Here is a 23,854-nt window from a genome sequence, read left to right on the forward strand (position 1 = left end):
TTCCCCTGCGTTGTATGATGTCTTGAGGAAGCGCCTCTATACTTTGTGGGTTGATAAGAACAAAAACCAGGCCAAATCAAGAAAGGAGATCAAAGCCAAGATTGAAAAATTAGAGGATGAGAGGGATAAGCTATACAGGAAGCAGAACCGACCTGAAGGTCCTCCACCTGGTATTCAGTTTGCTATTGATAATGTTCTTAAAGAGGTCGATGAAAAGAAAAGTAGTCTTGATAAGCTGGCTGACGAAATGGAAGAGGATTTCGAAAAAGCATGGCAACGGCTGCAAGTCATCAATGACGCCAAGGAGATTTTAAGTCCTCAAATGGACTTCGAACCAAAAAAAGGACTGCTTTTATCCCTTACTTCGAACCTCGTTATTTACAAAGATAAAATTGAGGTCGAATGGCAAAAACCCTTTGATGAACTGGCTAAAATGGGGATTGCTAAAAAGCAGGGAAGTGCTGGGCCTACTAAATGTTTGGGTACAAGTCTAAATGGCTCCCCCGGTTGGATTCGAACCAACGACCCAGCGATTAACAGTCGCTTGCTCTACCACTGAGCTACAGGGGAATGGAAGTGTTGTGGCGGCTTGCGCCACACGATAAAAGGCAAGGGGGAGTATAGCGAAGGGAGCTTTTTCCTGCAAATGAATTTTACCTTGGCTTAGCCAATCTTTAGCTTCCAGATTTCTCGAGCGACGGTTTGGTCTTTGCGTTCGTAGAAGAGGCTGGGGCGTTCGCGGGCTTGCAGGGGAATGATGGTGCCGTGGCTGGCCAAAATTTCGGGCAAGTGGGGGAGGAAGTGGCGGTCATTTTTCTCCTTATGAAAGGGCGCCGTGAGCACCAAGGTCACTGGCCTTTTCACTACCGTTTTCAGATGGCCCAAAAAGTTTTCGAAAAGTTCTTCCACGTCGGTTTGGATTTTCGCTAGCTCTTGGGGAGAGGGGAGTTTGGTGAGGCGGGGGCCGAGCCAGGTTTCGCTCACGATGGTGAAGGAGCCGCTGGGTAGGTCTTTGGGGCTGAGTGCGCCGGCGTCCGCTTGGATCACGGTGTACTCAAATTGCTCGCCCTTTTTACTCTTTTGACTGAGCCAGGCCAAGTTCGTTTTTGTGCCTTCCACCATGTCTTTTTCTAGATCGCTGCCCCAAGCCGCGTAGTCCATGAGCAGAGCTTCCTGCAGCACGGTTCCGCTTCCACAAAAGGGGTCCATAATAGTGCTGCCGGGTTCGGGTTCCGCAAGGTTGATGAGAATTTGAGCAAGCTTTGGCGGGAACATCCCATTTTTTGCGTCTTTGGCGGGGCGGTCGTAATCGCGCTTGGAATACCATTCAAAATCCTGGATCGCCAAGGTTTTCACCAGATACCAGCGGCCTTTTTCGTCTTCGTTTTCCATGCTTTTAAAGAGATGCAATTCCACTGCGCCTTGTTCCAAAAGGTGTTCGTGCCAGGCCTGCACGGAGGAGAGATTTTGAAAATCCTTGTTCACAAAGCGCACATTGCCCAGCGCTTTTACGGCTTTTTTGGCGCCGATGAGAATTTTTTTAAGAGTCGCTTCGTTTTTGGGATGCATGCTGAGGCCATAACGCATTTTCCCCTTGTAGCCTTTGAACTTTTCTTCGAGGGCGTTTTTCACCCATTCCTCAAAATTCAGGGGCATGTGGGCCGGGCCACTTTGCAGGACTTCACCGATCCGCACGATGCTGCCCATTCGGTTCAATTGGGCGCGCGCATCCGGGATATTGCCTTCCACCACAAATCCATCCTCCACTTCGGCAATAATTTTGCCCTCGCCTAAATTTTTGGCCACCGCCTCAATTTCAGCTTTAGCGAGTCCTTTTCCGTGACCGGTTTGAAAGAGATAGGTTTTTGAAGGAGTTTTCATAACTTGTGATGGGTAGAGTACCACAATCTGGCTTCTGTGGAAGCACTTCGTATTGATCCTTGAGCCATTGGCGAGTTAAATTGTTCTCACCCTAAACCCCTTTTTATGGCTTTCTCCCTCAATCGAGCGCAAATTATTGGTAATGTAACGCGTGATCCTGAAGTGCGTCAGACTAGTGGGGGACAGAGTGTTGCTTCCTTCGCCGTTGCCACCAATTCCACTTGGGTGGACAAAATGGGGCAAAAGCAGGAGAAGGCGGAATTCCACAATGTGGTGGCTTGGGGAAAGTTGGCGGAAATTTGTCAGGCCTATGTAAAAAAAGGCCGCAAACTTTATGTGGAAGGTCGCATGCAGACGCGGGATTGGGATGGGGAAGATGGCGTGAAACGATACCGCAGCGAAATTGTGGCAGAGAATTTGATTTTGTTGGATCGATCGGGTGCGCCGGAATCCGGAGTGACCTATGATCGAGAGAGCAATTCTTCTGCAGTGAAGGGTCAACAAGATGACTCCGCCGTGGTCGCCTCCGCTCCTGTGGAAGAAGAGGTTTCCTTGGATGATTTGCCGTTTTAAATCAAAAGCGCGGATCAAGGGACACATGCGGCGCTAAAGGCCAAACAGAGGTGTGAACCGCGCTCTTGCATAATTGGATTAAGGACTTCTGCTGCTCCGTTGAGTGGTTTTTAGGCCATTCAGGGAGAGGAGTCTTTAAGACCAATTCCTCGTAAGCTCCGTACTTTTATTTTTGTTTTTGAATTCTTTTGAGCTCTGGCGTGAGCTAAACAGTTCCGAAGAATTGTTTTGTCCCAAAGAATTTATTTTTGAGTTGGAGCAGAGAGGGAGGACCGTTGATCTTGGCATAGTCTAGGGCCGATCAGCAGTCTTCTCTACCTGCACAGTTCCCTTTTTTTAAAGAACAAATCCTGTAGAATGAATCAGAAAAATCTTAATAGTATACTCCTTTGAACGATTTGAGTCAACTCGCTGGCAAGCTCTTTCTCATTCTTGGCCCCTCTGGCTCGGGCAAAGGGACCGTGCTCAAGGCTTTGCGTGAAAATCATCCGGAATTTGTGTTTCCTGTTTCCTGTACCACTCGTGCACCGAGGCCGGGCGAGCAGGATGGAGAGGTGTATTACTTCATAAAGAAGGAGGAGTTTCAGCACCGCATGGAAAATGACGAATTTTTGGAGTGGGCGGTGGTGCATGGCGAAAATTATTATGGCACTTTGAAGGAAGAAATTTTGAAGCCGCTACGAGAAGGAAAAACCGTGATTCGTGAAGTGGATGTGCAGGGACTCCGCTCGATTCGTGAATTGATTCCCAAGGAAAATCTGCGATCCATTTTCTTGACGGTGGATGGGTGGGAAACGCTGCGCCACCGCATTCTGAAGCGCAGCACTTTGCCCGAAGACGAACTGGAGCGCCGCCGATTCAGTTTTATGAACGAAATGAAATGGGCCGAGGAATGCGACACCGTGATTGTGAGCGTAGAAGGGGAGATCGAAAAACTCATCGCCGACACCGAAGCCGCTATCGCTTGATCTTAAGGGGGCTTTTTTGTATGCTTCCGATGCTTTTTAAGCCTATTGGGGATTAGCCAAGTGGTAAGGCAGCGGGTTCTGGTCCCGCCACCGGGGGTTCGAATCCCTCATCCCCAGCCAATACGTGCGTGATTTAGGCCTATGACCCGAGTAGCTATGGCGATAGATACTCGAATTTTCGTTAATAGACTGAAAAATCACCCCTGTTTTAGGGTGATCTTTCCCCATGAGTCCAGCAAAGGGTTCAATTCCCGTTCCCCTGAGGCGCAGTGGCATTAGGAGAAATCTGCACTTGTAGTGGGGTGATTGATTCATTTTCTGCATTTTTGAACCAAACTTTCCCTTCTTTCAAAAAGAGTTGCCCCGCCAAAGTTGCCAGAAAATCCCTTTTCTCTACTGGAGTTCCGCTTTTCAGGATGTAGTGGATGTATTCATGTTCCGTGATTTTTTTCGCCCCTTCGCCCATCGTAATTTCATGCAGTTCATTCATTTTTTGGACTTCCCGAGTTATTTTCTTATGTATCCGTAACTCCTTGCTTTTGAACTGATCTACCAGCTTGGCGATGCTCTCAATAAGCTCCTCTTCACGGATGTATTTTTCATCGCACCGCTTGGTGCCTCCGTATTTTGTGCATTTGTAGTAGGTGTAGCTTTTTCCATGCCTGTTGATATGAGTTTCGCCACAAACCCCAGACTTACAGGCTCCGCACTTGAACAATTTACTGAAATAGAAGCTTTTGCTGCCCCACTTCTTTCTTTCAAAGGTTTTAATGGCTTTCTGTGCGGCTTCCCACTGTTCTTTTGTAATGATCGGCTCATGAGTTCCTTCGTACCAGTTACCGCTTCCTTCTGGGTATTCGAACTCACCGTAGTAAAATTGATCTTTGAAGATTCTATAGGTCATGCTGAGTGTTACTTTTTTACCCTTCCTTGTTCTGAACCCTTCGTCCGTAAGGAAGTCGTTTATTTGTCTTCCGCTAAAACCGTTGATGGTCAGGTAGTCAAACATCTTTTTAATGAACGGGGCACGTTCAGGATCTATGATTATTTTGCTTTCCGCTGAAAGTTTTTCTGGATCTCGATACAATTTATATCCTAAAGGTTGGATTCCAGGTCTTTTCCCTCGTTCGCATTTTGCTCGAAGCCCACGCTTCACGTTTTTCCCTCGATTGTCGTTCTCTAGCTTTGCCTGGCTACACAAGATCATGAGTAGAAACTTCTCGTTGGGTGAATTTATGAAGGTTTGTCCGTGAGTTCTAATGCTGACGAGCTTGCCTTCGTCCATAAGGTCTACAATATCGCCTAAATCGCCAGCATTACGGCTTAGGCGGTCTGGAGCCCATGTTAAAATGGCATTGAATTTGCCTTCGTCCAGCTCCTTTAGCATTTCGTTAAACTTTGTTCTTACGCCCTTTGCCTTGGCACTTTTGCTCTCCTGTTTTACCTCAACAATCGTGAGGTTTTCCTGCTCTGCGATCTGCATCATTTCATGAATCTGTGAGTCTATGCTCATCGCCTGTTTTTCGTCCGATTCCGAGGACTTTCTGGCGTAAAGGCAGTATTTCAGGGGTTCATCTAAATCTGTCATGGTAGGTGGGTTAAAGCCTACCCACATAGATGACACAATGGATCGTGATAGCTAGAGCGAATACTCCTATTCCTCAAGCTGAATGATCATAGGCAAATTTGACCTTACTGCTTTCCCTGTAATGATGGCGTGATACCGTTTCAAGTTTGGAAGTGTCTTAACCAAGTTTTGTCCGATATAGTTTCCTAAAAATGTAAAACTCGTTTCATCAAAAGCTTGAAAACAAATGACGGTGTTACACTGAGTCAAAACCGTTTTGGAAACGTTTGCTGTTCGTTGTGCAATGACAAGCAATCCAACACCATACTTTCTTCCCTGTAATGCAATCTGACTCATCTTACTTACAAGTGCTTTACTGCTACCATAATCGCCTAAATCTCCTAGGAAGTTTGTCTCTGGTATTATCGTGTGAGCTTCTTCGAGCACAATACATATTTTCTGTCCGCGATGCTGTTTTGCATAAGAGAAGACTGCCTCTAAAAACAACTGAGTGAATTCCAAAACGAACATCGTATTAGACAGTTCAGGGAGCTCAAAAAGTGCAATTTTATCTTTTGACTCGATAAACGTTTTCACATAGCCCCCAAGTTTTTCATTGATCTTCTTTTTGTACTCTAAAAGTTTGGTTTTGTCCGCATTTCTCGAGCTAGCCTCAGTCTCTTTTTGTGCGATATCTGCTTCAAGTTGACTCAGATCTGACGTGCCGATTAATGCCACTGGATTCAAACTAGACATGCTTGTTTTCCACTCACCAGTAAAATCAACACAAATAACTTTAGTATCTTGAGACAACTCTCGAATGATTTTACGCGCTAAGTGAGACTTACCAGATCCTGTTACCCCTAACAATGCCGTATGATGACTTACAGCTTCGTTAAGATCCAATACCGACGGTAACGTTGTTCCTGGTATTATGCCGATCTTATAATCTGGGTATTGAAGTGCCGCCACATCAATATTTGAAGTATCAGCTTTGAAGACAGGTGTATTGATCGGTGGCACCCATCCAAATTTTTGAAAAGACAGGTCAGATGACTGCCATTCACCTAATTGAATAGCTTCGCCTCTGATATATCCCATTTCATTTCTACCCTCGAGATGTTCTCTTTGTGTTAGTCCACCAAAAACCTGATAAAACAATCTTTTATCTCCAATTTTTAACTCAAGCAGGTCACCTTCCTGTAGGTCATCCTCCTTTTTCGAATACTCGAACTGTATCCGACCAATCTCTGACCCCTCTATAATGACACCGACAAAGTTCCGTATATTCAGCTGTTCACTTAAGGCTTGTTTCTCTTCGGCGTTAGTAATTTTATAAACGATATTATTATCAGATTTCTTTCTTTTCTCCTCGATCTCTCCTAACTGCAGTACTTTCGCCCATTTCTCTTGATTCAATAGGTAGGTATCAAAAACTATTCCAGACATAACATACTCATTTGAAGCTTGCATTGAGTATTTACATTTGACCAGGTCGAACTTTTTTATGGATTTGCGATCCTCGTGCAATCTTACCAAAAACATTTTTTTTGACTGAACACCAAAAATAACTCCGATTTCGTCTGCATCCTTAACCTTTCTTCTGATAGAAAAAGTATTGGTCAGCTCATTGGGGTCTATAGCCATAATGATCCCCCATAAAACAAGTAAGAACATGAACTGCCCCGCAAAAATTTTACTAAGCCCATCTGCATCTATATTTACATATAGGAAAAGAAAAAATACTGCAGAGTAGATTACTTTCCCCTTTCCGATTATAACCGCCAGATTTTTTAAGAAATCTGCTGTTTTATTTCTTATATGGTCAGGACTTTTATTCTCATCTTGAAGCCCAATTGAAATGAGAGATATAGAGAGTGCTAGTAAAAGTATCACAACTGCTATCCACCATAAGGGCTTATTGATAAAGTTGCTCTCTACAGAGAGAAAAACCAATAAAAGTGGTATCACATTTGTGATTACATTTCTTGGTGAAGAATAATATGGCTCAATAAATAAAACTGAAAAGAGAACCATAAAAATTCCCGAATAAAACCAAAGATCTTCAGTCTGAGTGCTTGGTAAAAAACTTTTTGAAAAATAATAATTTGATACGATGAAAACTCCGATGAATATAAAAAATAGGAAGAACCTGTTTTTCAGCAATTTTCTGATCAACTCCATACAAGACACTGTTAAAAACTACCTGTTTTATTCATTTTTTCCATGAGTTGGATCGTCTCATGAATTGCGGACGCCATCCTTTGATAGTGTTCAATGTCTTCTCTTGATAGCGATCTTCCACGGCGATCTTTTAGCCATTTTTGGAGTGGCTGATAGCCTCCGATAGAGAATCCCCAAGCTTCTTTAGATATATTTCCAAAGAACTGCTTATCGTTCATGAAAATATTTTTATCTTTAAATTTTGGATATCCGTCTTCAACAATGTCGTTACCTGTGATCTGAAAAGTTGTACTTAACTGATCCAATAATTTAGATTTGAGAAGATGCAACTCACGAAGTTCACTCCCAATTTTTGCAAACATGTGAAAATCCGCTTTATTTTTAGGATAAGGTATTTTTGGAAAATCAATTTTTAAAAAATCTAGATATCTCTTCCTGTATGGAGGGGCATGTAGTACGCCATAGACGTAATCCAAAATTTCTAATGGAGCAACCTGTCCAGCGATTCCAACAATTTTATTGAAAATATTTTGATTAATATTAGTCACGCGTTCACTCCCTTGAGAGTACAGATAGAGTGGGAATGTTTGACCACCACCTCTTCTGAATATATTCAAATCTGTTGGAGAGTCGGAAATAAATGCTACATCCCATTCCTCAATATTTGCAGTTTTTCCTTGTCGTCCAAAAACTAGGGCGACATTGTCTTTGTCTATGAGATGAGACATGGTTTCGTACCTGGGATATGCAATAAACCCTTTCGATGATTTCGTTAGCAACGTATAGCGTGTATCAAATGGGCGGTAACAAAATTTTGAAATACTGCCTTCATCTGATTTCACACTTTCTACTGCGACATCGATTCTCCAATCTCGTGTCTCATAAAGAGAATATTTTACGATAAGATCCTTTTTCTCCATATATCTAAAATCAGCAGCGACCTTTTCCAAGCCCTCTTTGTCAAAGTGCACCGTTAAGTCGTCACGAAAAGTTGCTATCCCGACACTATTGATTGGAAACAGCTCTGTGACAGAGAAGCCCTCATCATATTTCTCCTTAACTTCATCATTAAAAGGGATGAAATACAGATTTGGTGCCTTGGGATTTATTCGTACCCATTTCATTTCTGCCCAGCTATTTCCATCTAAAAGTTCATATTTTAAATCCTGCCGTCCAAAAAAATCCGCATGATATACTTCTGCTTTTTTATTCACTGATTTCTGATTTTTGACTGCAAACAATATTGCCGTCCCAGTTCTTATTCCAAAAACATTTCCGTCTTTTCCTCCGTCAGGAGCTCTCTCTTTTTTGTTTAAGTTGCCATGTAAATCTAAGATGTAGATCTCATCGAAGGTTTCCATCAAATGCCAACGCATGCCTCGAAAAGTTGGGTTATCAAGATAACCATGCGGTGTAATAAAACTCACGATTCCTTCACCAGTTTTTTGGATTTGATTCTCGGCAAAATGAATGAACTTCACATAATCGTCGTTGATCCATTTTGAGTTTTTCTCTTGCAGTTTCACAAGACCTCCAGGTTCAACCTTGTAAACATCGTGACCTGAATAGTTTTTGTTAAAACTTTCACCAGAGTACGGAGGATTCCCCAAAACCACCATGATTGGCATCTCAGATTTTATCTTTGAAGCTTCGTGCGATTCTTCTGTAAGCCACTGACTCATGAAAAGATTTGGGACTTCGTGAACAGATTCTTCTAAGCTATTGGTGAGCCAGACTGACAGTCTTTCGTCTCCACTGTAGCCCAACTCTTTCAGGGTCACGCCTAATTTCAGATGGGCCATTGTGTAACTAGCCATCATCAACTCAAAGCCATGAATTCGTGGGAGCAGATGATCTTTCACATAGGACGGCCACAAACCTTCTTGGCCTTTGAAAGATTTGAAAATCACATTGATGACCTCATTTAAAAAGGTTCCTGTGCCAACGGCAGGGTCAAGAACTTGCACTCTATGAATCTGGTTTTTCTTTCTTTTAATCCCATCTTTTCTTCGAGCATCTTCGCCTTGAAGCTTCTCTTGATGGTCAATCATACTTGTATCTGCTAAACCCTTTGGCAAATTGAATTTAGATTTCAAGATTTCATCAACGGATCTCACGATGAACGAAACAACAGGCTCTGGGGTGTAATAGACTCCTCGATTTTTACGCAGCCCTTTGTCGTATTCAGCCAGAAATGTTTCGTAAAAGTGAAGGACGGGGTCTTTTTGCTTCGTAGCGAATTCCTTATGCATCAGTTCATACACATTTGCGCTCAGATATGCTTCGACTAGACTATCTACTAACCATGCTATTTTTGGGTCATAATCCGTACCTGCTACGTGTCCGAAGAATTTTTTCAACAAAGGGTTTGAGGCTGGCAATAGGTCTTGAGCTTCATGCCTTGAAAAGGTTTTGATTGTCGAATCGTAGTATCGAGCTACGAATAAGCCATAAACCAGAGTCTGTGCGTACATGTCTGCAAACTCTTGTTCGGAAAGCTCTCTAATAAGTACTTCTTTAAAAGTTTTGTACTGTGCGTAAATGTCCGAATCAGGATTTTCAGTCAGAGAAGCCAGCGCATTATCTCTCAAAATTCGTGCCTTACTTGCCATGATTTCTGCCAGTTTCCTTGCGGATCTAATCGTGCGATGAAACGGAGTGATGTAGTCCTGAATAATGTTCGCAAAACGCTCAAATTCTGACTGTCTGGCTATGATTTGATCACCGTTTTTATCTGCAATGGAAATCGCAACCACTTCACCCTCCTCACTTAAAATTTGGAAATCAAAATAATTCGTAAGCAAAATCCTTCCGAATGCTGCAACGTATCGGTTTGCCTGTTTCTGAACTTCTGAATTGGCGATATCAACCGTTACATCCTTACACTCAGCATAGGCTACTGGAGTTGCTCCGCTCTTGAATAAAAAATCGGGAGCGTTACCTCCCGTGTAGGCTGGCTCATTGATCACTTGAATTTCTGGCTTCAGTCCTTGAATCAACCTTTGAAAGGCTGGCCTATAAGCATGCTCACGCGCATCTCCAGACTGGAGTATTTTCTGTATCTCAACAAGATACTCGTGGATTATTTTATTTGAGTCAGCCATGTTGGTTTAGTTTGCTCCTGTACTTTAGATCAAATCATCTGGAATTTAAAGCGCATCAAGTCTTGCTACACAACAATGACCTTTTTTGCTAAGCTCAACTCAATGAAAATCACCGCTTCCCACCTCTACAACTACAACGCTTGCCCACATCGGGTATGGCGAGATGCCCACGATAATCCAAATCTGAGGGATGATCCGAATGAATTTGTTCAGCTTCTTTGGGAGAAAGGGACTCAATACGAACAGCAAGTTTTAGATGGGATGAAAGGTGAGCGTACGGTTTTGGATCTGTCCGTTGTCCCAAAAGATGACCGAGCAAAGGCAACATTGGATGCGATGGCTAAGAAAGAGCCCCTTATCTATCACGGTCGTTTGGAAGTCGATGAGCTTTTAGGAGAACCTGACCTTTTGGAGTTGCAACCGAACAATGAGTACGTTGCCATTGATATCAAATCGGGAATGGGAGTTGAGGGTGGAGATGATTTTGAAGAAGGAAAACTGAAAAAACACTATGCCCTTCAGTTGGCACTCTACACGGATGCATTGAGGAGGCTTGGGGTTGCCACTCACTACCTTGGAAAAATTTATGATAGTACTGGTCAATTGGTTGAATATCGTCTCGATCAAGCTCGAGGAGTGAAAGCAAAAGAAACGTGGTGGGAATTTTACGAAGAAGCCCTCATGCATGCTGGCAATATTCTAAAAGGTTCAATTCACACAAAGGCCGCTCTCGGGAGCGTTTGTAAGATGTGCGTCTGGTACACCGACTGTAAAAAGACGTGTATACAGGATGATTATCTTTCGCTTATTCCAGAACTGGGTCGTGCCAAACAAGATGCTTTAGAGGCCATTGCCACTACGGTTCGTGAACTTGCAGATTTAGACCCTGCAGACTTCATTGATGCAAATGGGAAAGTAGATTTACCTGGCATTGGAAAGCCTACTTTGGAGAAATTCCACAGAAGGGCTCAGCTCTTGGCTGATGGAGTGAAGGAAGTTCAAATCCTTGTACCTTTTACCCTGCCAGAGCGTCCAATTGAGCTTTACTTCGATATTGAGACGGATCCCACTCAAGACCTTGTTTATTTGCATGGAGTGGTTGAAAGACGTATGGATGCGCCCGATAAAACAAAGTTCCACGCTTTCCTTGCAAAAGGAGTGAGTAAAGCTGATGAACGTTTGGCCTGGGAAGAATTCTGGGCATACATCCGTTCTTTGCCAGACGCTTATGCCGTTTACTATTACAGCAAGTATGAGCGCACACAGTTCCGAGCTTTAAGAGCAAAATACCCGAGTGTTATTACAGAGGAAGAATTGGAGCACTTTTTTGACAACGAGGCTTCAATTGACCTGTATGAATATGTGAAGAAATTTACCGAGTGGCCTACATACAATTACTCCGTCAAAACACTCGCTCAATTTTTAGGATTCAAATGGCGAGATGCCAATCCATCTGGGGCTGCCTCCATCCAATGGTTCAACGAATGGTACAAAGATCAAACTCAAGACAAGATGCAACGCATCCTCGACTATAACGAAGATGATTGCATCGCCATGTTGGTATTGAAGGATGAGCTTTTTAAGCGCATCTAAGCTCGGGCGAAGTTCTCCAATGCTTTGATGATCTTATCGCAGTTGGAAACGACTTCGTCTGTTTTTAGGTAGAGGTCTGAGAAGCTCTGAGGATTGATCCGTACCACTGAAGTCACATTTGCCTCCTTTAGCGCTTCGTACAGTTTTTGTTTTTGAGTATTGTCGCTGAGGTAGTTGAAATAGAAGACCGCCTTGCCATCGGAGCCGAGTGTGAAGAATGCTCTTGGAGAAATCGAGGAGAATCTGGGTTTGATGGAGCCAACTTTTACACCCGTTCCAAGTTCCATTTCATCCGCATTCCTTTTCAAGAATTCATAAATTTTCAAAAAGCAGTCGTACTCATTTTTGTTCAACCTTTGTTTAGCATCCATCATGAGTTCTTCCATGCTCCAGCCTCTTTTAGCCCCGCTCGATGTTTTTACGGTTATGTCTTTTTTTACTTCGGCACCGAAGAGTCTCGGGATAATGATTTCGAAGGCATCGTGCTTGTAATACTCCAGCTCTACCGCATACACATCAAATTGACTGTTCTGGTTTAAGAAAACGATCAAGTCTTTGAGTCTCTGGTGGAGTTTATCCATGAGCACTACGAATTTGAAATTTCCTTCATTGAGGTTGTTTTTCACATTGTCCCAGAAATTTGCCACCTCCTCTTGCTCGAAACCGAAGAATTCTTTCAATTTATCTTCCACTGGCATGTTGAAAAATTGCTTGCTTGCGTGATCTATTTCAGAAATGAATTGAGCAAGATTGCTCCCGTTCTTCCAAAGGGAAGCACCGTAATCCAGGACTTGGGCTACGACCGTGCGTTTATCGGCGTTTTTATAAAGTTTCGTTTCCACTAGGTAGAGGTTACCTTCTGCATCCACGCCTAGAGCGTCGATAGGTCCACTGTTTGTTGGGTACTCACGAATGAGGATTAGGAGTTGAATATCTTCTTTGATGTCGTATAGCGGAATGGAGCTTGGATTCTCATAAATATAGCGTTGCAGGTGATCCTCCCGATCGAAGTTGGACTGCTGTATTTTTTGTGCGTTCTTCCCTGATTGAGATACGATGATAGTCATATTTTTTGATTTAAAAACAAAAGGGACAACCTGACTTGGCAGTCCCACATTCTTGGCTCACACAGAGTCAATTCAGCGGGCAAGTAGGTTGCCCCAGCTTGCACTGAATTGACATATAAATATGTGTGAGAATGGATTGTGGGACTGCGTGCGTATCCTACAACACTCGACCTCAGTTGGGAATGGCTTTGCATCCGTATCAGGTTAAATCCCAACACATAGATGCCAGAACCACGGCGAATAGCTAGTGCCTAAAGCGAATTAAGTTCCCACCTTCACTCGTTCTGGTGAATGCACCATAGAACTGGTGGGTAACGTTGATGAGCATGGAAATGGCGTCTGGCAAATCGTCATGCTTCAATCCCTCGTGGAAGTTGAGTAGCTGACGGAGCGGATGATTGTACTTTTGTGGGAAAAACACGTGCCCTTGTTCCATCGGGAAGGTGGCAGCCTGCAAACGACCCACTTTATCCGTCGATAGGTTCTTCTCCCTGTATACGGAGACATCTCCGTACTCAAACAACGCCGTTTCGATATTGCTTGCAAGCAAGTCCTGCGCCCCGTTGGATTCTACGATGATTTTGATCGTTAAAGTACGTTTTTGACCGTATTTATCGATGAACCATTTTAATTTTTGGATTAGATCGGGTACAGAAATTCTTCTTTCTAAATATTTTGGTAAGAAATGTATTTCGTATCGCCCCTTAACGATATAAACGTAGGCGGCTACTACGGCCGTGAAGTCAGCGCTTTCTTTCAAGGAAAAGGCAGGATCTATGGAAATCACCATTTCCTCCAAGTGATAGTCAGCTCTACTCGGCAACTCATCTTCTCTTTTTATCCATTTTGGTTGGACGATCATGTCGTACCCAGAACTTGGTATCAGCAGGTACTCTCTGTTGAACATGAGCGTTCCACCAACTTTTAATCGGACTTGTTCCATTTTGTTGTCTGGAAATTTTTCAGGCCAACGGGATTTTCCATTTTTATCCAGCAGTGGAATTTTGAGGAAGAGACCTTCGTTCCCCTTATCCACCAAGTTGTGCTTTAGCCTCAGAAGATAGGACTCGTCATGGATAAGATTTCCCACAAAGAAGAAGCGTGTCCTTTGGTTGTGTCCCGCTGGCATTAGATCCGCTAGTATTTTTTGATACATTTTGTCACGAATCTCTTGGGATCGTACCGAGTCAACGTCTTCAAGGTCATCACAAATGATGAGTTCGGGACGGTGGCGTCCGAACTTGATTCCACGGTAGCCCTGATTCTGAGAGACAATTGTTATCCTTGCACCGTAGTAAGTGAGATCAATGTCCGTACTGGACCACGTTTGACCCTGACCATTCTTTTCAATTTTAAACGGCCCAAGATCTTGTTTTAAAAGTTCATTCGTCTCCAATTCGATCTGTATGTTTTTTAAATAACGCTCTGCTTGGTCTTTAGTTTTTGCAACGATTAAAACAAACTTAAGTCCTTGAACGCCCATGATTGACCACAGTGGGAAGCAGGTTGTGAAAACCGTGGTTTTGGCCGACTCACGAAATGCACTTACAATCACGTACTTGAACTTGGTTTCTTCGCAAGCGTCGAAGTAAGTCTGGTGGAAAGGTGCAAAATCGTACTCCATGTGTTCATGGAAGTAGACGGACATGTACGCTTTGATGGAGTGACGAGTGAGTTCTTTTCGGATTTTTGTGGTTTTTAATGCTTCAAAAAGAAAGTCATTCATTGGAGGGTGGGGTAAAAGAATTTTTCGTATTCAACAACTTGAGAGCTCTTTGAAGAATTTCTGTCTCATTTTTGTTGAGTACATCGCTTCTTCTTTGAAGAAGCTGTTTTTGTGCAAGTGTTGAGTTGTAATCGATGTGATGATTTTTTAGCCAGTAGATTATTCCCGTCATATTGCCCGACTGAATGGCTTTGATGAGCTGGGCTTCTGCGACATCGTTCACCTCATCCTTGCCACCTTGCAGGGCGGTTTGGGCAGCTTCTCTGAACTCTTGATCGTCTTGGATCCACCTGTAGTAGGTGGCTCTGCTGACGCTCATTTTCTCACATGCTGCTCGGACGATTGGCATTTTCTTCAACTGGCTTATCAGTTGTTCTTTTCGAACGTCTTGTTTATCTTCTGTTGTCATGGTCATGGCGTTAAGAATATGGGTTCTATCCCTGTCATTTTTTTGAATCGATCGACGATGATTTGGCAGTACTTCGGTTCAAGTTCCATAGCGAAGCATCGCCGTTTGGCCTGTTCCGCAGCAATAAGTGTGCTTCCCGAACCAGAAAATGGATCGTAAACCGTTGCGCCCACTTTGGAAGAATTTAGAATCAAGTGACGCATAAGTGGCACAGGTTTCATAGTTGGGTGGAGCTTGTTGTTTTGGGTCTTTGGATAAATGAGGATGTTCTTATCCTTGGACTTGTAAAATTTGTGTGTTCCATGCCATCCGTAAGCGATGAGCTCTGACTGAGGTAGGTAATCCAGCCTTCCTATGTTTGCCGAGGTCTTGAGCCACACCAGCAGTTGCTTAAATAAAAACTGCTCGGCTTTAAGCCCATCTAGGAGAGCGTGGATCATGCGATCGCTGTTGAAAATATAGAAGGCATTTTTGTCAGCAAGGTGCGACTGGCAGGCCGTTAACCACTGTCGTGTGAAGTCCACATACTGCTCGTGCGACTGGAGTTGGTCGTTGGCAATGGGAATGTGACGGCTGGATAGATCTTCCTTGCTTTCCACCACGGCCACTCCGTACGGTGGGTCGGTCGCAATGAGGTCTATTTTCTGCCCTTGCATGAGGGTTTCCACATCTTTGTGGTTTGTGGCACTTCCGCAGTAAACTAAGTGGTTTCCGAGTTGTATTAAGACCCCTCGCTCAATTGAGCTTGAGGGCCTTTTGGTTGGTGAGTTTTTCATAGCGTGTAACGATTAATGAGGCGAATAAAGGATCAAGTTCAATGAGAAGGCAACGGCGGTTCATTTGCTGGCATGCGGCCATTATTGAGCCACTACCTCCGAAAAGCTCCAGTACGTAATCACCTGGTTTGGTGCAACGTCTGAGCATGCGTTCGTAGATAGTGGGACTTTTCTCCGTGGGATGTAAATATTTGGCTGAAGGAAGCCGTTTTTCTAACCAAATGTCTAGCAAATCAAGAACGTCATCGTGCGCACGATTGCCTGTGCCGACTTCCTTGTTCATGATCTCAGCGAAAGATGTGTGATAGCTGGAAAGAAAGGGCTTACCTCGTGTGCCGTAGCAACAGGGTTCATAGCAACGGTTGAAAGCGATCTGAGGTGTTACCATTGCGGAGTTTTTCAGCCATAGACAGACCCGTTGCTGTTTGATTTCGTGCTCTGCATAAAGACTCTGAATCAATCCAATGTAATTTTGATCTGAGAATGTGAAGTAATGGCAATCTGGCTGTGAGACTGTCACTGCATTTTTTAAGATTTTGCTCAGGAAAGTTCGGTAGTCTTCGTCTGATTTGTTGTCGTCAACGACCGTTCCTCCATACTTACCCTTGGTTCCAATGCCTTTATTATAGTCAATTTTCAGATTATAAGGTGGGTCCAGTGTGATGAAGTTTATCTTCTTGTCCCCGACAAGCTTCTTCACCACATTTAGGTCAGTGCTATCCCCACAGGCCAGCACATGCTGGCCTAGCTGGTAGAAGTCTCCTTCCTTTACGAATGGCTCCTTGAGTTGCTTCAACTCTTCCTCGACATTGAAGTCGTCATCTTCTGTTTCGGATACGTCATCCCAGAGATGCTGCAATTCCTCCGAAGAGAAGCCAACGTCTGTGAGAAGGTCTAGATCGAACTCACGCAGCAAATCCCAATCCCAGCTTCCGAGATTTGAGTTTAGCCTGAGATTTAGTTCCCGTTCCTTATCAATATCATCGATTCTTACATAGGACACGGGTACTGTTTCGTAGCCGAGTTCCTTTGCTACGTGAACTCGGAAGTGACCGCCTAGTATCACGTTTTCTCTACCCTTAGCAGAATTTACTAAAATTGGGACAACCAGGCCGAAATTTCTAATACTGGCTTTTAGATCTGCTATTTGTTTCTCATCCCAGCGTCGAGGATTATAGTCGGAAAGTTTTAGCTCTGATATTTTAACTTGGTGAATTGTAAGATCGTTCATGTTGAAGTGGGTTACGATTAAGTATCCCCGACAAAGTTTGTCAGAGTTTGTCGGAGTTGTTCGGAGTTTGTTTTTTTGGAAGCTTCCTTTGTTTTTATTTGTACGTTCGCGCGAACGTAGCGATCGATTGCGATTGGATTCTAGGGTTAATTGATGCCGAAATCAATCAATAAACCACCTTTTCAGAGTTTGTCAAAGTTTGCAGGAGTTTGTCACTTCGCTTGAGCAAGCCATTCTTTAGTCCAATTTTTATTTTTTTAAGCCCGCTTATTCGTATTTACGAGTTTATCATAAATTGTGAAGTACTCATTCCATGTTATTCAACTTGAAATTCACCTCATAAGTTTGCAATGAAACGTTGGGGAGTGTCTTGAGCGCATAGCGGATGCGGTCGTCATGGGAACCTAAAATGATGAGGCCTTTTACCGTTTCACCTTCACTAGCTAAATGTTCCGTTACAAAGCCGATGTACCTGAGCACTTGTCCAACTACTTCGTCGCTGGATCTGCCTCGTTTTAATTCAATAACCAGCCACTCATTCCCATCTTTGCTTTTGGCGAGAATATCAATGCGGCCTACGATCTTGGTGTCGTATTGCTGTCCGATTAAATCACCGTCCTCTTCAAGAATTGAGTGTGTTGCGCCCAGAGGGGTTTTATCCCAGTTGTACACGAGGAATTCCTCCAAGAACTTTTCGAGTCCGAATTCAGCCACGTCTGTTACACCTTCTTTCTGGAGTATGGCTTCCACTACTTCCGAATCCTCATCTTCCTCACTGCCAATGGGTTTATTACCAAGTGAGAGCCAGCCTACAATCTCATCTGTTTGCCAGAGAGTAAGCTCGTGCTCTTTGGCGAACTGTCTCAAGACTTCATTCACAGCAATGTATCGTTCCGCAAAACTTTTTCCTTTCAAATTTGGGAGTAGCCCAGCTGCCTCCAAACCTGCTTCACTCTTCGTATTGAATACTCCGTATCTTTCGGGATGAATTACAAGCAGAATGGGCGTTACTATGGCCCTGCCTAAGCCTTTGATCATTGAAGGCCCTTTGGGCGGGAATAGGTCGTCCAAACGCTCTTTAAGAGACCGTGTTTCGTCCAATAGGATCTTCAACGCCCCGATGAGTCTCGGCATATTTTCTGTGATCATGTTGCCCTGACGATGGATTCCGTCCCAATGCCGATTGTTTTTGATTACAAGAAACGATTTGAAATCTTCCTTTGTGAGGCGGTCAAGGTTGGATGGGTGAAAGATCTGGCCGTATTTACTGATCACGTCTTCCTCTTCCTGTAGTCGTTTGGGATTGGTGAGTACGAGCTGTTTCCACTCGTCGACTTGGTTTTTATCGATCATACTTTTGGATTAGTCGTGGTAAAATATACCACGGTTTGTTCACGCCTATGACCAAACACACTAAAAATAAGGGCAAGGACAGGTTCAATGTGACGGTTACTTTTTGCGAAGATGAGGAAGAATGTCAGGAGGCTTATGAGAAAGCTATTCGTGCTGTTTTAGGGCTAAATTTATTTCATTAACTTTTTACCTCTATGAAATTATCTGATGAAGCTGTCCGTGAATTTCAAGAAATTTATAAAAAGAAGTATGGGAAAGAGATCTCACATGCTGAAGCTTATGAATCTGGGAGTAGGCTTTTAGGTTTATTTGAAGTTCTGCTCAAAGGGGCTCAGGTAGAACGTGCGAGAAAATTGAGGCTGAAAGATGAACCTAAAGGCTTCCATATCAATGGTGGCCCATATACTTGTTTCATCTGCGGTCAATATGTGAGCGACGAAGAGACTTGGTACGATAAATATGGAATCAAGTGCTTGGTATGCCAGCGTGCTGTGGAGAAGCGGGTAGTGCCTGGGAAAATCTGTCAGGACAAAGACTCGTGGTACTCCATGTGGGAACTGGATCACTACTTCAAGATTAAACATCAAACTGCACGGAAGCTCATCCGACAAGGCAAGTTGAAAGCCAGGGTCATCACTTCGCAAAGTGACGATGCTTACTGTTTTGTTTTTCTCATCAAGGAGAACCCCATTCTAGGTTCAAAGCCGAAGTCCACCTTGGTCAAACATGAAGATGGTCGCTTTAGTACTAGTCTGGAGGAAAGAACTATTCAGTTTGATTAGAGCTTCATTCTTGATCGAATTGTCCCAATTATTGATGATACAAAAATCCTGCTATTAAAAATAAAACTGCGGCGATGCCTGCTGAAGCGAAGTTATATGGGTTAGCATATTTTAGATACTTCATGTGATCGGCGCCGGTAACACCAGATGCCATATTGGTCATTCCAGCTACTGGTGAAGTGGTGTCTCCAAACGTTCCGCCAGTAATAACTGCTGCTACACAAATTGGAATTGAGACGCCACTGGATACAGCAATGAAAATTGCAAAAGGCATAATTAGTGAAGCTGTGGCCCAACCCTCCCCAATAAAATAAGTCACAAGAGAAGATATGAGAAAAAGTGATACAGGGATGCTCCATATGGGCAGCTGATTTCCCAAAAGCTGTTGGATGAAATCACTCAAACCTAATTCCTGCGAAACGTCACCCAAAGCCCATGCGATCACGAGAATAATCAATATTCTCATTAGTTCGTTTCCTCCCGAGATCATGTCTTCGGTCATTTTCTTTAAAGGGTACTTTTGGAAGGCATAAAGCAAGCCCGTAATAAATATTGAAATAGATAGTGCAACCAACATTGCCATATTAGGGTCGGTGGCGGAAATAATGGATGCAATAGTTTCATTTACTCCATTCTCACCCCTGCCAAAGTACCAGAAGAAAAAGAAACAAAGGGAAACAACCGTTAACATGGGTACTATTAGGTTGATTATGCGTGGTTTTATTTGTGGCTTTTCATCACCCATAGACATACTCATTTCGTCAGCAGTCTCTTTGTGATAATGCTCACCCTGTTTTCCTAAAGGCTGTTTTCTCCATTGAAAAAATATGGTGCTGAAAGTGATGAGAAGAACCACAATACTATAAAATTCAAAAGGAATAGCGCGAAGTAAAACGCTATAAGCCGATTGCTCTTCAAGTACTCCTGCAGATTCCAATCCCTGACTGATATTGGCTATATTGAACCCTACGAAAGTCGTAGCTATTGGAATGACTTCAAGAACCGGACTGGCTGTATTATTGATCATGAATGCAAGCCGTTCCTTCGCTATTTTATGTTTTTCTGCGAGTGAACGCATGATGGACCCCGCACCAACAATTCTGAAGTCACAATCAATGAACGTAACGGGTATCAATGCCCACAAGGTGTAAAAGACTCCACGGTCGCTTTTGATGTATTTACCGAGCCAACTTGAAAAGGCCTTGATGCCGCCTGCATTTTTTATAAGTGTGATCAAGCCGTTGAACAAATACAGAAAAAGTAAGACCTGTAAGTTACTTGTGTCCGACAATATCTTTAATATATTTTCTATGGCGACTTCCAGTCCGCCTATAATTGATGGGTCCAATAAATAGGAACCCACCAATAAACCCAAGAGGAGCGACGGTAAAATCTTTTTTGACCAAATTGCAAAAGCAATGGTGATCACTGGGGGCAGAACTGAAAGCCAAGTTAGAGTTTCCATAGAAATTTAAATTAAAGGATCTTTTCTTTCGAGTATCATGTGATTTCCTACGCAGATGGGGTAATTGGTTTTTCACTTTTTTGAAGTCGACTCACCAGTTCTATTAAACGTCCTGGATAGGGTACATATTTGAACTCAAGTGTTTGATAACTGGTAGGTAAATTCATTTCTACTTCTCCGTAGTGTAAAAGATTCTTAATCAGTCCTCGTTGGTGTTTTTCAATTTCATTGATCTCTTGGATATTGATATAGCTCATGTCGTGGCGCACATAAGGGAAGAAGCGGAAGTCGATGATTCTCCTTTTTGTGACTGCTAAACCTGAAAGCTGTAAGGACAGTAGATAGAGAAAGAGCAAATGATGCGCAATCAAAATGGTGCCGTAAGCTATAAAAGTAACCACCATAGCTGCTGGATGAGCCAGCTCATGTAGGTTGGTACCCAGCCAGAACAAGAAAGCTCCTAATGAAAGCCCAACTAAGTAAAGAGAAAGCGGCAAAAGGAAAACCATCCAATGTTCGTGCAGGAGCATAAGTAAAGGTTCCTTGTTTTGGTCTTGTTCATGGCTGTTCATAAATTAGATGGAAAACAAGTACAGAGTAAATCCTAAGGTTAGTACTAGAAGCGCAACGGCGTAGAATTTTAATAAAAAATTAAGAGCAGGTGTCTCAATTTGTTTTTTGTTTTCGTAGCCTAGTATTTTCATCTGTGTGTTTGTATATCCAAAAATATCTTTCTGAATAAGAACGTACCAAAGAACCGTAAAAAGGTGTGAGATTCCTAAAATGATCCATAATATCAGATTCATGAGAAATTAATTGTTTAAATCCCATTTAAAATTGCGCTCTTTAACACCGCCAATGTCTTTCAAAATAAGCTCAATAGCTCCTGGCTTGTTTCCCGTTTTTTCAAAACTTAAAATGCCTTCCTGATGATGAGATTGCTCGCTCGACATTTCCCAAGAAAAAGCTGAAAGGGTTTGCCTATTGTCGAGGAGCAGCTCTGCGTCACCCTTTAGATCTTCCGGTAGTTCACCAGAATGGGTGTTCAGCTCAATCTCAAAGCTCCAATTGTCGGATTCCAATGAAGTGATTGGATTAACAGTTACTGTGACCCCTCCTTCATCACTCGTCAGGGTGTTAGTATCTTGTAACTCTTTATTTTTGATCGTTATCCAATAAACAAGCAAGACCACACCAATGGAAATAGCAATGAGTCCTAAGCTTAGAGTTGCTGATCTTTTCATGCTTGTTTTTTAAAATTTATAATTTGCTTGGTGATGTAGGCCAATCCGAGAATATTGAAGGCAAGTCCTACTAGGAACAACTCTTCTTGGTAATCAGGGATTACGGTTAAGAAACCGGATACTCCAAGAATCGGGATAATATTGGCCAGATAGTGAGCGCAACACGAAATCATGGCAAGGGTGGAGCTAGTTCCCGAAACAGCCAATGCTTTCCCTGTGCCTGTTGGGCAGTGGTGAGCAATGCTCATCCTCAAATAAGAGTAAAGTCCTAGTTGGAGCCCAAAACCAATCGCTAGTGGAACGATATATATCCAAAACTGAGCGAACTGGTTTTGAGCGAAATACCACCCCGAAATTAAGCTCACAATTGAGAAGAAAAACGTGAGGAGCAAAGAAGTGCCTAAGACTCCCCACAGCACGGCTTTGATTTTAAGGCTAAGTTGAGTCATGGGATTATTATTGATGTTTGTGTCCACCATGCCCTCCGTGTCCGAATAGGTGCATCAATGGGCAGGCGAGTAAAATAAGATACGGTAGGACGGACAAGACATGTGAAGTATGCGTCTTTAAAAGGAATATAAGTCCGACAATGCCAATGATGAGAACTATTCCCCATGTTCTTTTTGAGAATTCCATATGCTTATTGAATTACTGATTAAATGAGTTCACCTTTCTTTTCAAGCATCATGTGATGAATCGTTGCAATTTGTGCCCAGATTGCAATGAGAATAAGGATGGCCGTGCAGGCTAAAGCGTCTGCTTTTGTAATTCCGAATACAAGGTTATCAGCCCCACCAAGGATGGCGGACACAAATGTAACGACTCCGGCGAATCCGACTAAAACACTGATAACGTGAAGTAATTTTGATAGTTTCATAATTTTAGGATTAATGGATTAATTGAGATATTTTTCTGGATCACTGACGAATTGATCTTTGCAAGCCGTACTGCAAAAGTAATAGATTGTTCCTTTGTGGGCGACTTGGAGGGTTTCTTCTGTGATTTCGGGCTCCATGCCACAAACTACGTCCTTAACTGGAGACATACTTTTATGACCGCAACATGATGAGTTTTCCATATATTTATTGTTTATTAAATAAGTATTACCTCTATGTAATTAGTTTGCCTGTGCACGACTTTCGTTTTAAATTTTTGATTAAACATATGATTTTTTTGTTACAGTAGAACGTCTTATGAAGAAACCTGTGTAAACTACCATAAATCCAACTGTGACCAGAGATAGTAAAAGTCCAGCCTGATTGTCATATCCATATAGAGGTGGAAATGGACTCAGGTGCGGGTAGGTGTGGAACACAATAAAATAGGTTCCAAGCGTAAAAACTCTAGCCTGAAGCCACCTTTCTTTATTGAGAAACCCAATGATCAAAGCGGATCCAAGTACGGCGAGCTGCGGGATTGCGCCTTCTCCAAGATTCAGATAAATAAAAACCCAATTCCATAGAGTGTAGCCGATGATCCATGCCAAGGTCATATCACTCCAGTATAAATCCTTATACTTTCCCTTGGTATCAATATGGATTGTATTTATTTTGGCCAAAGTCACTATCAGCAAAATACCAGCCGTTGCATTCAAATAATTCGCAAGATTCGCTGTTTCAATATCTCTAACAACTGCCTCAAGAATGTTGAAAACCAGAAAGAAATAAATAGACCATTGGCATAGTTTGGTGTGTCCCAGCTTTGTAGTCCTTAATAGAGAAAGTAGGATGATTCCGGTCACAACAGAGAACACCTTGGCCCAAAGGAACCAATCGGCGACCCCTATTAATAATATCCAACAAGGGAAAAGGATAATCGAAGCGACTCCGAAAAATGCCAACGTGAATCTTGGATAACGATGAAATATCTCTTGGGTCACAAGTAGCCCTATAAATATAAGCAAGAGATAGAGGAGTGAAAAGAATGTCATA

At 42.9% G+C, this 23,854-nt stretch carries 21 protein-coding genes, 2 tRNA genes and 1 pseudogene; 6 read left to right on the plus strand and 18 right to left on the minus strand.

What is annotated here, in order from left to right:
• Positions 1–495: 495 nt before the first annotated feature.
• Positions 496–570: transfer RNA gene (locus tag WC777_04190), tRNA-Asn, on the minus strand.
• A 93-nt stretch (positions 571–663) separates the two neighbouring features.
• Positions 664–1,881, minus strand: a complete 1,218-nt coding sequence (locus WC777_04195) for a DNA methyltransferase (protein MFA6024385.1) — start codon at positions 1,879–1,881, stop codon at positions 664–666.
• A gap of 105 nt (positions 1,882–1,986) precedes the next feature.
• On the opposite strand from WC777_04195, the gene ssb reads away from it, so the two are divergent.
• From ssb to WC777_04210, 3 genes are all read left to right on the plus strand, one after another.
• Complete coding sequence (gene ssb / locus WC777_04200; protein ID MFA6024386.1) at positions 1,987–2,454, plus strand: single-stranded DNA-binding protein; 468 nt, start codon at positions 1,987–1,989, stop codon at positions 2,452–2,454.
• A gap of 398 nt (positions 2,455–2,852) precedes the next feature.
• Complete coding sequence (gmk, locus tag WC777_04205) at positions 2,853–3,428, plus strand: guanylate kinase (protein ID MFA6024387.1); 576 nt, start codon at positions 2,853–2,855, stop codon at positions 3,426–3,428.
• Between the two features lie 40 nt (positions 3,429–3,468).
• Positions 3,469–3,542 (plus strand) — tRNA-Gln (locus WC777_04210).
• Positions 3,543–3,630: 88 nt separating this feature from the next.
• On the opposite strand, the gene WC777_04215 is transcribed toward WC777_04210, so the two are convergent.
• The 3 genes from WC777_04215 to WC777_04225 all read right to left on the minus strand — a co-directional run bounded on the left by WC777_04215 (position 3,631) and on the right by WC777_04225 (position 10,277).
• Entirely contained in the window at positions 3,631–5,010 is a 1,380-nt protein-coding gene (locus tag WC777_04215) for a recombinase family protein (protein MFA6024388.1), read from the minus strand.
• A 66-nt stretch (positions 5,011–5,076) separates the two neighbouring features.
• Complete coding sequence (locus WC777_04220) at positions 5,077–7,173, minus strand: ATP-binding protein (protein ID MFA6024389.1); 2,097 nt, start codon at positions 7,171–7,173, stop codon at positions 5,077–5,079.
• Positions 7,174–7,184: 11 nt separating this feature from the next.
• On the minus strand, positions 7,185–10,277 hold the full coding sequence (locus tag WC777_04225) for a type ISP restriction/modification enzyme (protein MFA6024390.1): 3,093 nt from the start codon (positions 10,275–10,277) through the stop codon (positions 7,185–7,187).
• Positions 10,278–10,379: 102 nt separating this feature from the next.
• On the opposite strand from WC777_04225, the gene WC777_04230 reads away from it, so the two are divergent.
• Complete coding sequence (locus WC777_04230) at positions 10,380–11,870, plus strand: TM0106 family RecB-like putative nuclease (protein MFA6024391.1); 1,491 nt, start codon at positions 10,380–10,382, stop codon at positions 11,868–11,870.
• Here the strand turns inward: WC777_04230 and WC777_04235 are convergent.
• From WC777_04235 to WC777_04255, 5 genes and pseudogenes are all read right to left on the minus strand, one after another.
• Positions 11,867–12,937 (minus strand): hypothetical protein, encoded by a 1,071-nt coding sequence (locus tag WC777_04235; protein ID MFA6024392.1) that lies wholly within the window; start codon positions 12,935–12,937, stop codon positions 11,867–11,869. The genes WC777_04230 and WC777_04235 overlap by 4 nt on opposite strands.
• 244 nt (positions 12,938–13,181) lie before the next feature.
• Positions 13,182–14,663: a hypothetical protein gene (locus WC777_04240; protein ID MFA6024393.1), complete on the minus strand. Its 1,482-nt coding sequence runs from the start codon at positions 14,661–14,663 to the stop codon at positions 13,182–13,184.
• Between the two features lie 363 nt (positions 14,664–15,026).
• Positions 15,027–15,848 (minus strand): site-specific DNA-methyltransferase, encoded by an 822-nt coding sequence (locus WC777_04245; protein MFA6024394.1) that lies wholly within the window; start codon positions 15,846–15,848, stop codon positions 15,027–15,029.
• A gap of 28 nt (positions 15,849–15,876) precedes the next feature.
• Positions 15,877–17,313: pseudogene (locus WC777_04250) on the minus strand (DNA modification methylase).
• Between the two features lie 51 nt (positions 17,314–17,364).
• Positions 17,365–18,432, minus strand: a complete 1,068-nt coding sequence (locus WC777_04255) for an endonuclease NucS domain-containing protein (protein ID MFA6024395.1) — start codon at positions 18,430–18,432, stop codon at positions 17,365–17,367.
• A 47-nt stretch (positions 18,433–18,479) separates the two neighbouring features.
• Between WC777_04255 and WC777_04260 the strand changes: the two genes are divergently transcribed.
• Together WC777_04260 and WC777_04265 are read left to right on the plus strand one after the other, a co-directional pair.
• On the plus strand, positions 18,480–18,614 hold the full coding sequence (locus tag WC777_04260) for a hypothetical protein (GenBank protein ID MFA6024396.1): 135 nt from the start codon (positions 18,480–18,482) through the stop codon (positions 18,612–18,614).
• Positions 18,615–18,626: 12 nt separating this feature from the next.
• The gene (locus WC777_04265) at positions 18,627–19,214 is read left to right on the plus strand and encodes a hypothetical protein (protein MFA6024397.1); all 588 of its coding nucleotides are present in this window, start codon (positions 18,627–18,629) and stop codon (positions 19,212–19,214) included.
• A 28-nt stretch (positions 19,215–19,242) separates the two neighbouring features.
• Here the strand turns inward: WC777_04265 and WC777_04270 are convergent, their stop codons facing one another.
• The 8 genes from WC777_04270 to WC777_04305 all read right to left on the minus strand — a co-directional run bounded on the left by WC777_04270 (position 19,243) and on the right by WC777_04305 (position 23,853).
• Complete coding sequence (locus WC777_04270; GenBank protein ID MFA6024398.1) at positions 19,243–20,679, minus strand: Na+/H+ antiporter NhaC family protein; 1,437 nt, start codon at positions 20,677–20,679, stop codon at positions 19,243–19,245.
• Between the two features lie 47 nt (positions 20,680–20,726).
• Entirely contained in the window at positions 20,727–21,251 is a 525-nt protein-coding gene (locus WC777_04275; GenBank protein MFA6024399.1) for a hypothetical protein, read from the minus strand.
• Between the two features lie 240 nt (positions 21,252–21,491).
• Entirely contained in the window at positions 21,492–21,923 is a 432-nt protein-coding gene (locus WC777_04280) for a hypothetical protein (protein ID MFA6024400.1), read from the minus strand.
• The gene (locus tag WC777_04285; GenBank protein MFA6024401.1) at positions 21,902–22,171 is read right to left on the minus strand and encodes a hypothetical protein; all 270 of its coding nucleotides are present in this window, start codon (positions 22,169–22,171) and stop codon (positions 21,902–21,904) included. The genes WC777_04280 and WC777_04285 overlap by 22 nt, the downstream gene beginning before the upstream one ends.
• Before the next feature lie 208 nt (positions 22,172–22,379).
• A complete protein-coding gene (locus WC777_04290) occupies positions 22,380–22,559 on the minus strand; it encodes a DUF2933 domain-containing protein (protein ID MFA6024402.1) in 180 nt (59 codons plus the stop codon).
• Positions 22,560–22,578: 19 nt separating this feature from the next.
• The gene (locus tag WC777_04295; protein ID MFA6024403.1) at positions 22,579–22,800 is read right to left on the minus strand and encodes a hypothetical protein; all 222 of its coding nucleotides are present in this window, start codon (positions 22,798–22,800) and stop codon (positions 22,579–22,581) included.
• An 18-nt stretch (positions 22,801–22,818) separates the two neighbouring features.
• Positions 22,819–23,001: a YHS domain-containing protein gene (locus tag WC777_04300; protein ID MFA6024404.1), complete on the minus strand. Its 183-nt coding sequence runs from the start codon at positions 22,999–23,001 to the stop codon at positions 22,819–22,821.
• A 78-nt stretch (positions 23,002–23,079) separates the two neighbouring features.
• On the minus strand, positions 23,080–23,853 hold the full coding sequence (locus WC777_04305) for a DUF5692 family protein (protein MFA6024405.1): 774 nt from the start codon (positions 23,851–23,853) through the stop codon (positions 23,080–23,082).
• Position 23,854: the final 1 nt, after the last annotated feature.

It is taken from the genome of Candidatus Gracilibacteria bacterium (genome assembly GCA_041661045.1).
Taxonomy (GTDB): domain Bacteria; phylum Patescibacteriota; class Gracilibacteria; order UBA1369; family 2-02-FULL-48-14; genus 2-02-FULL-48-14.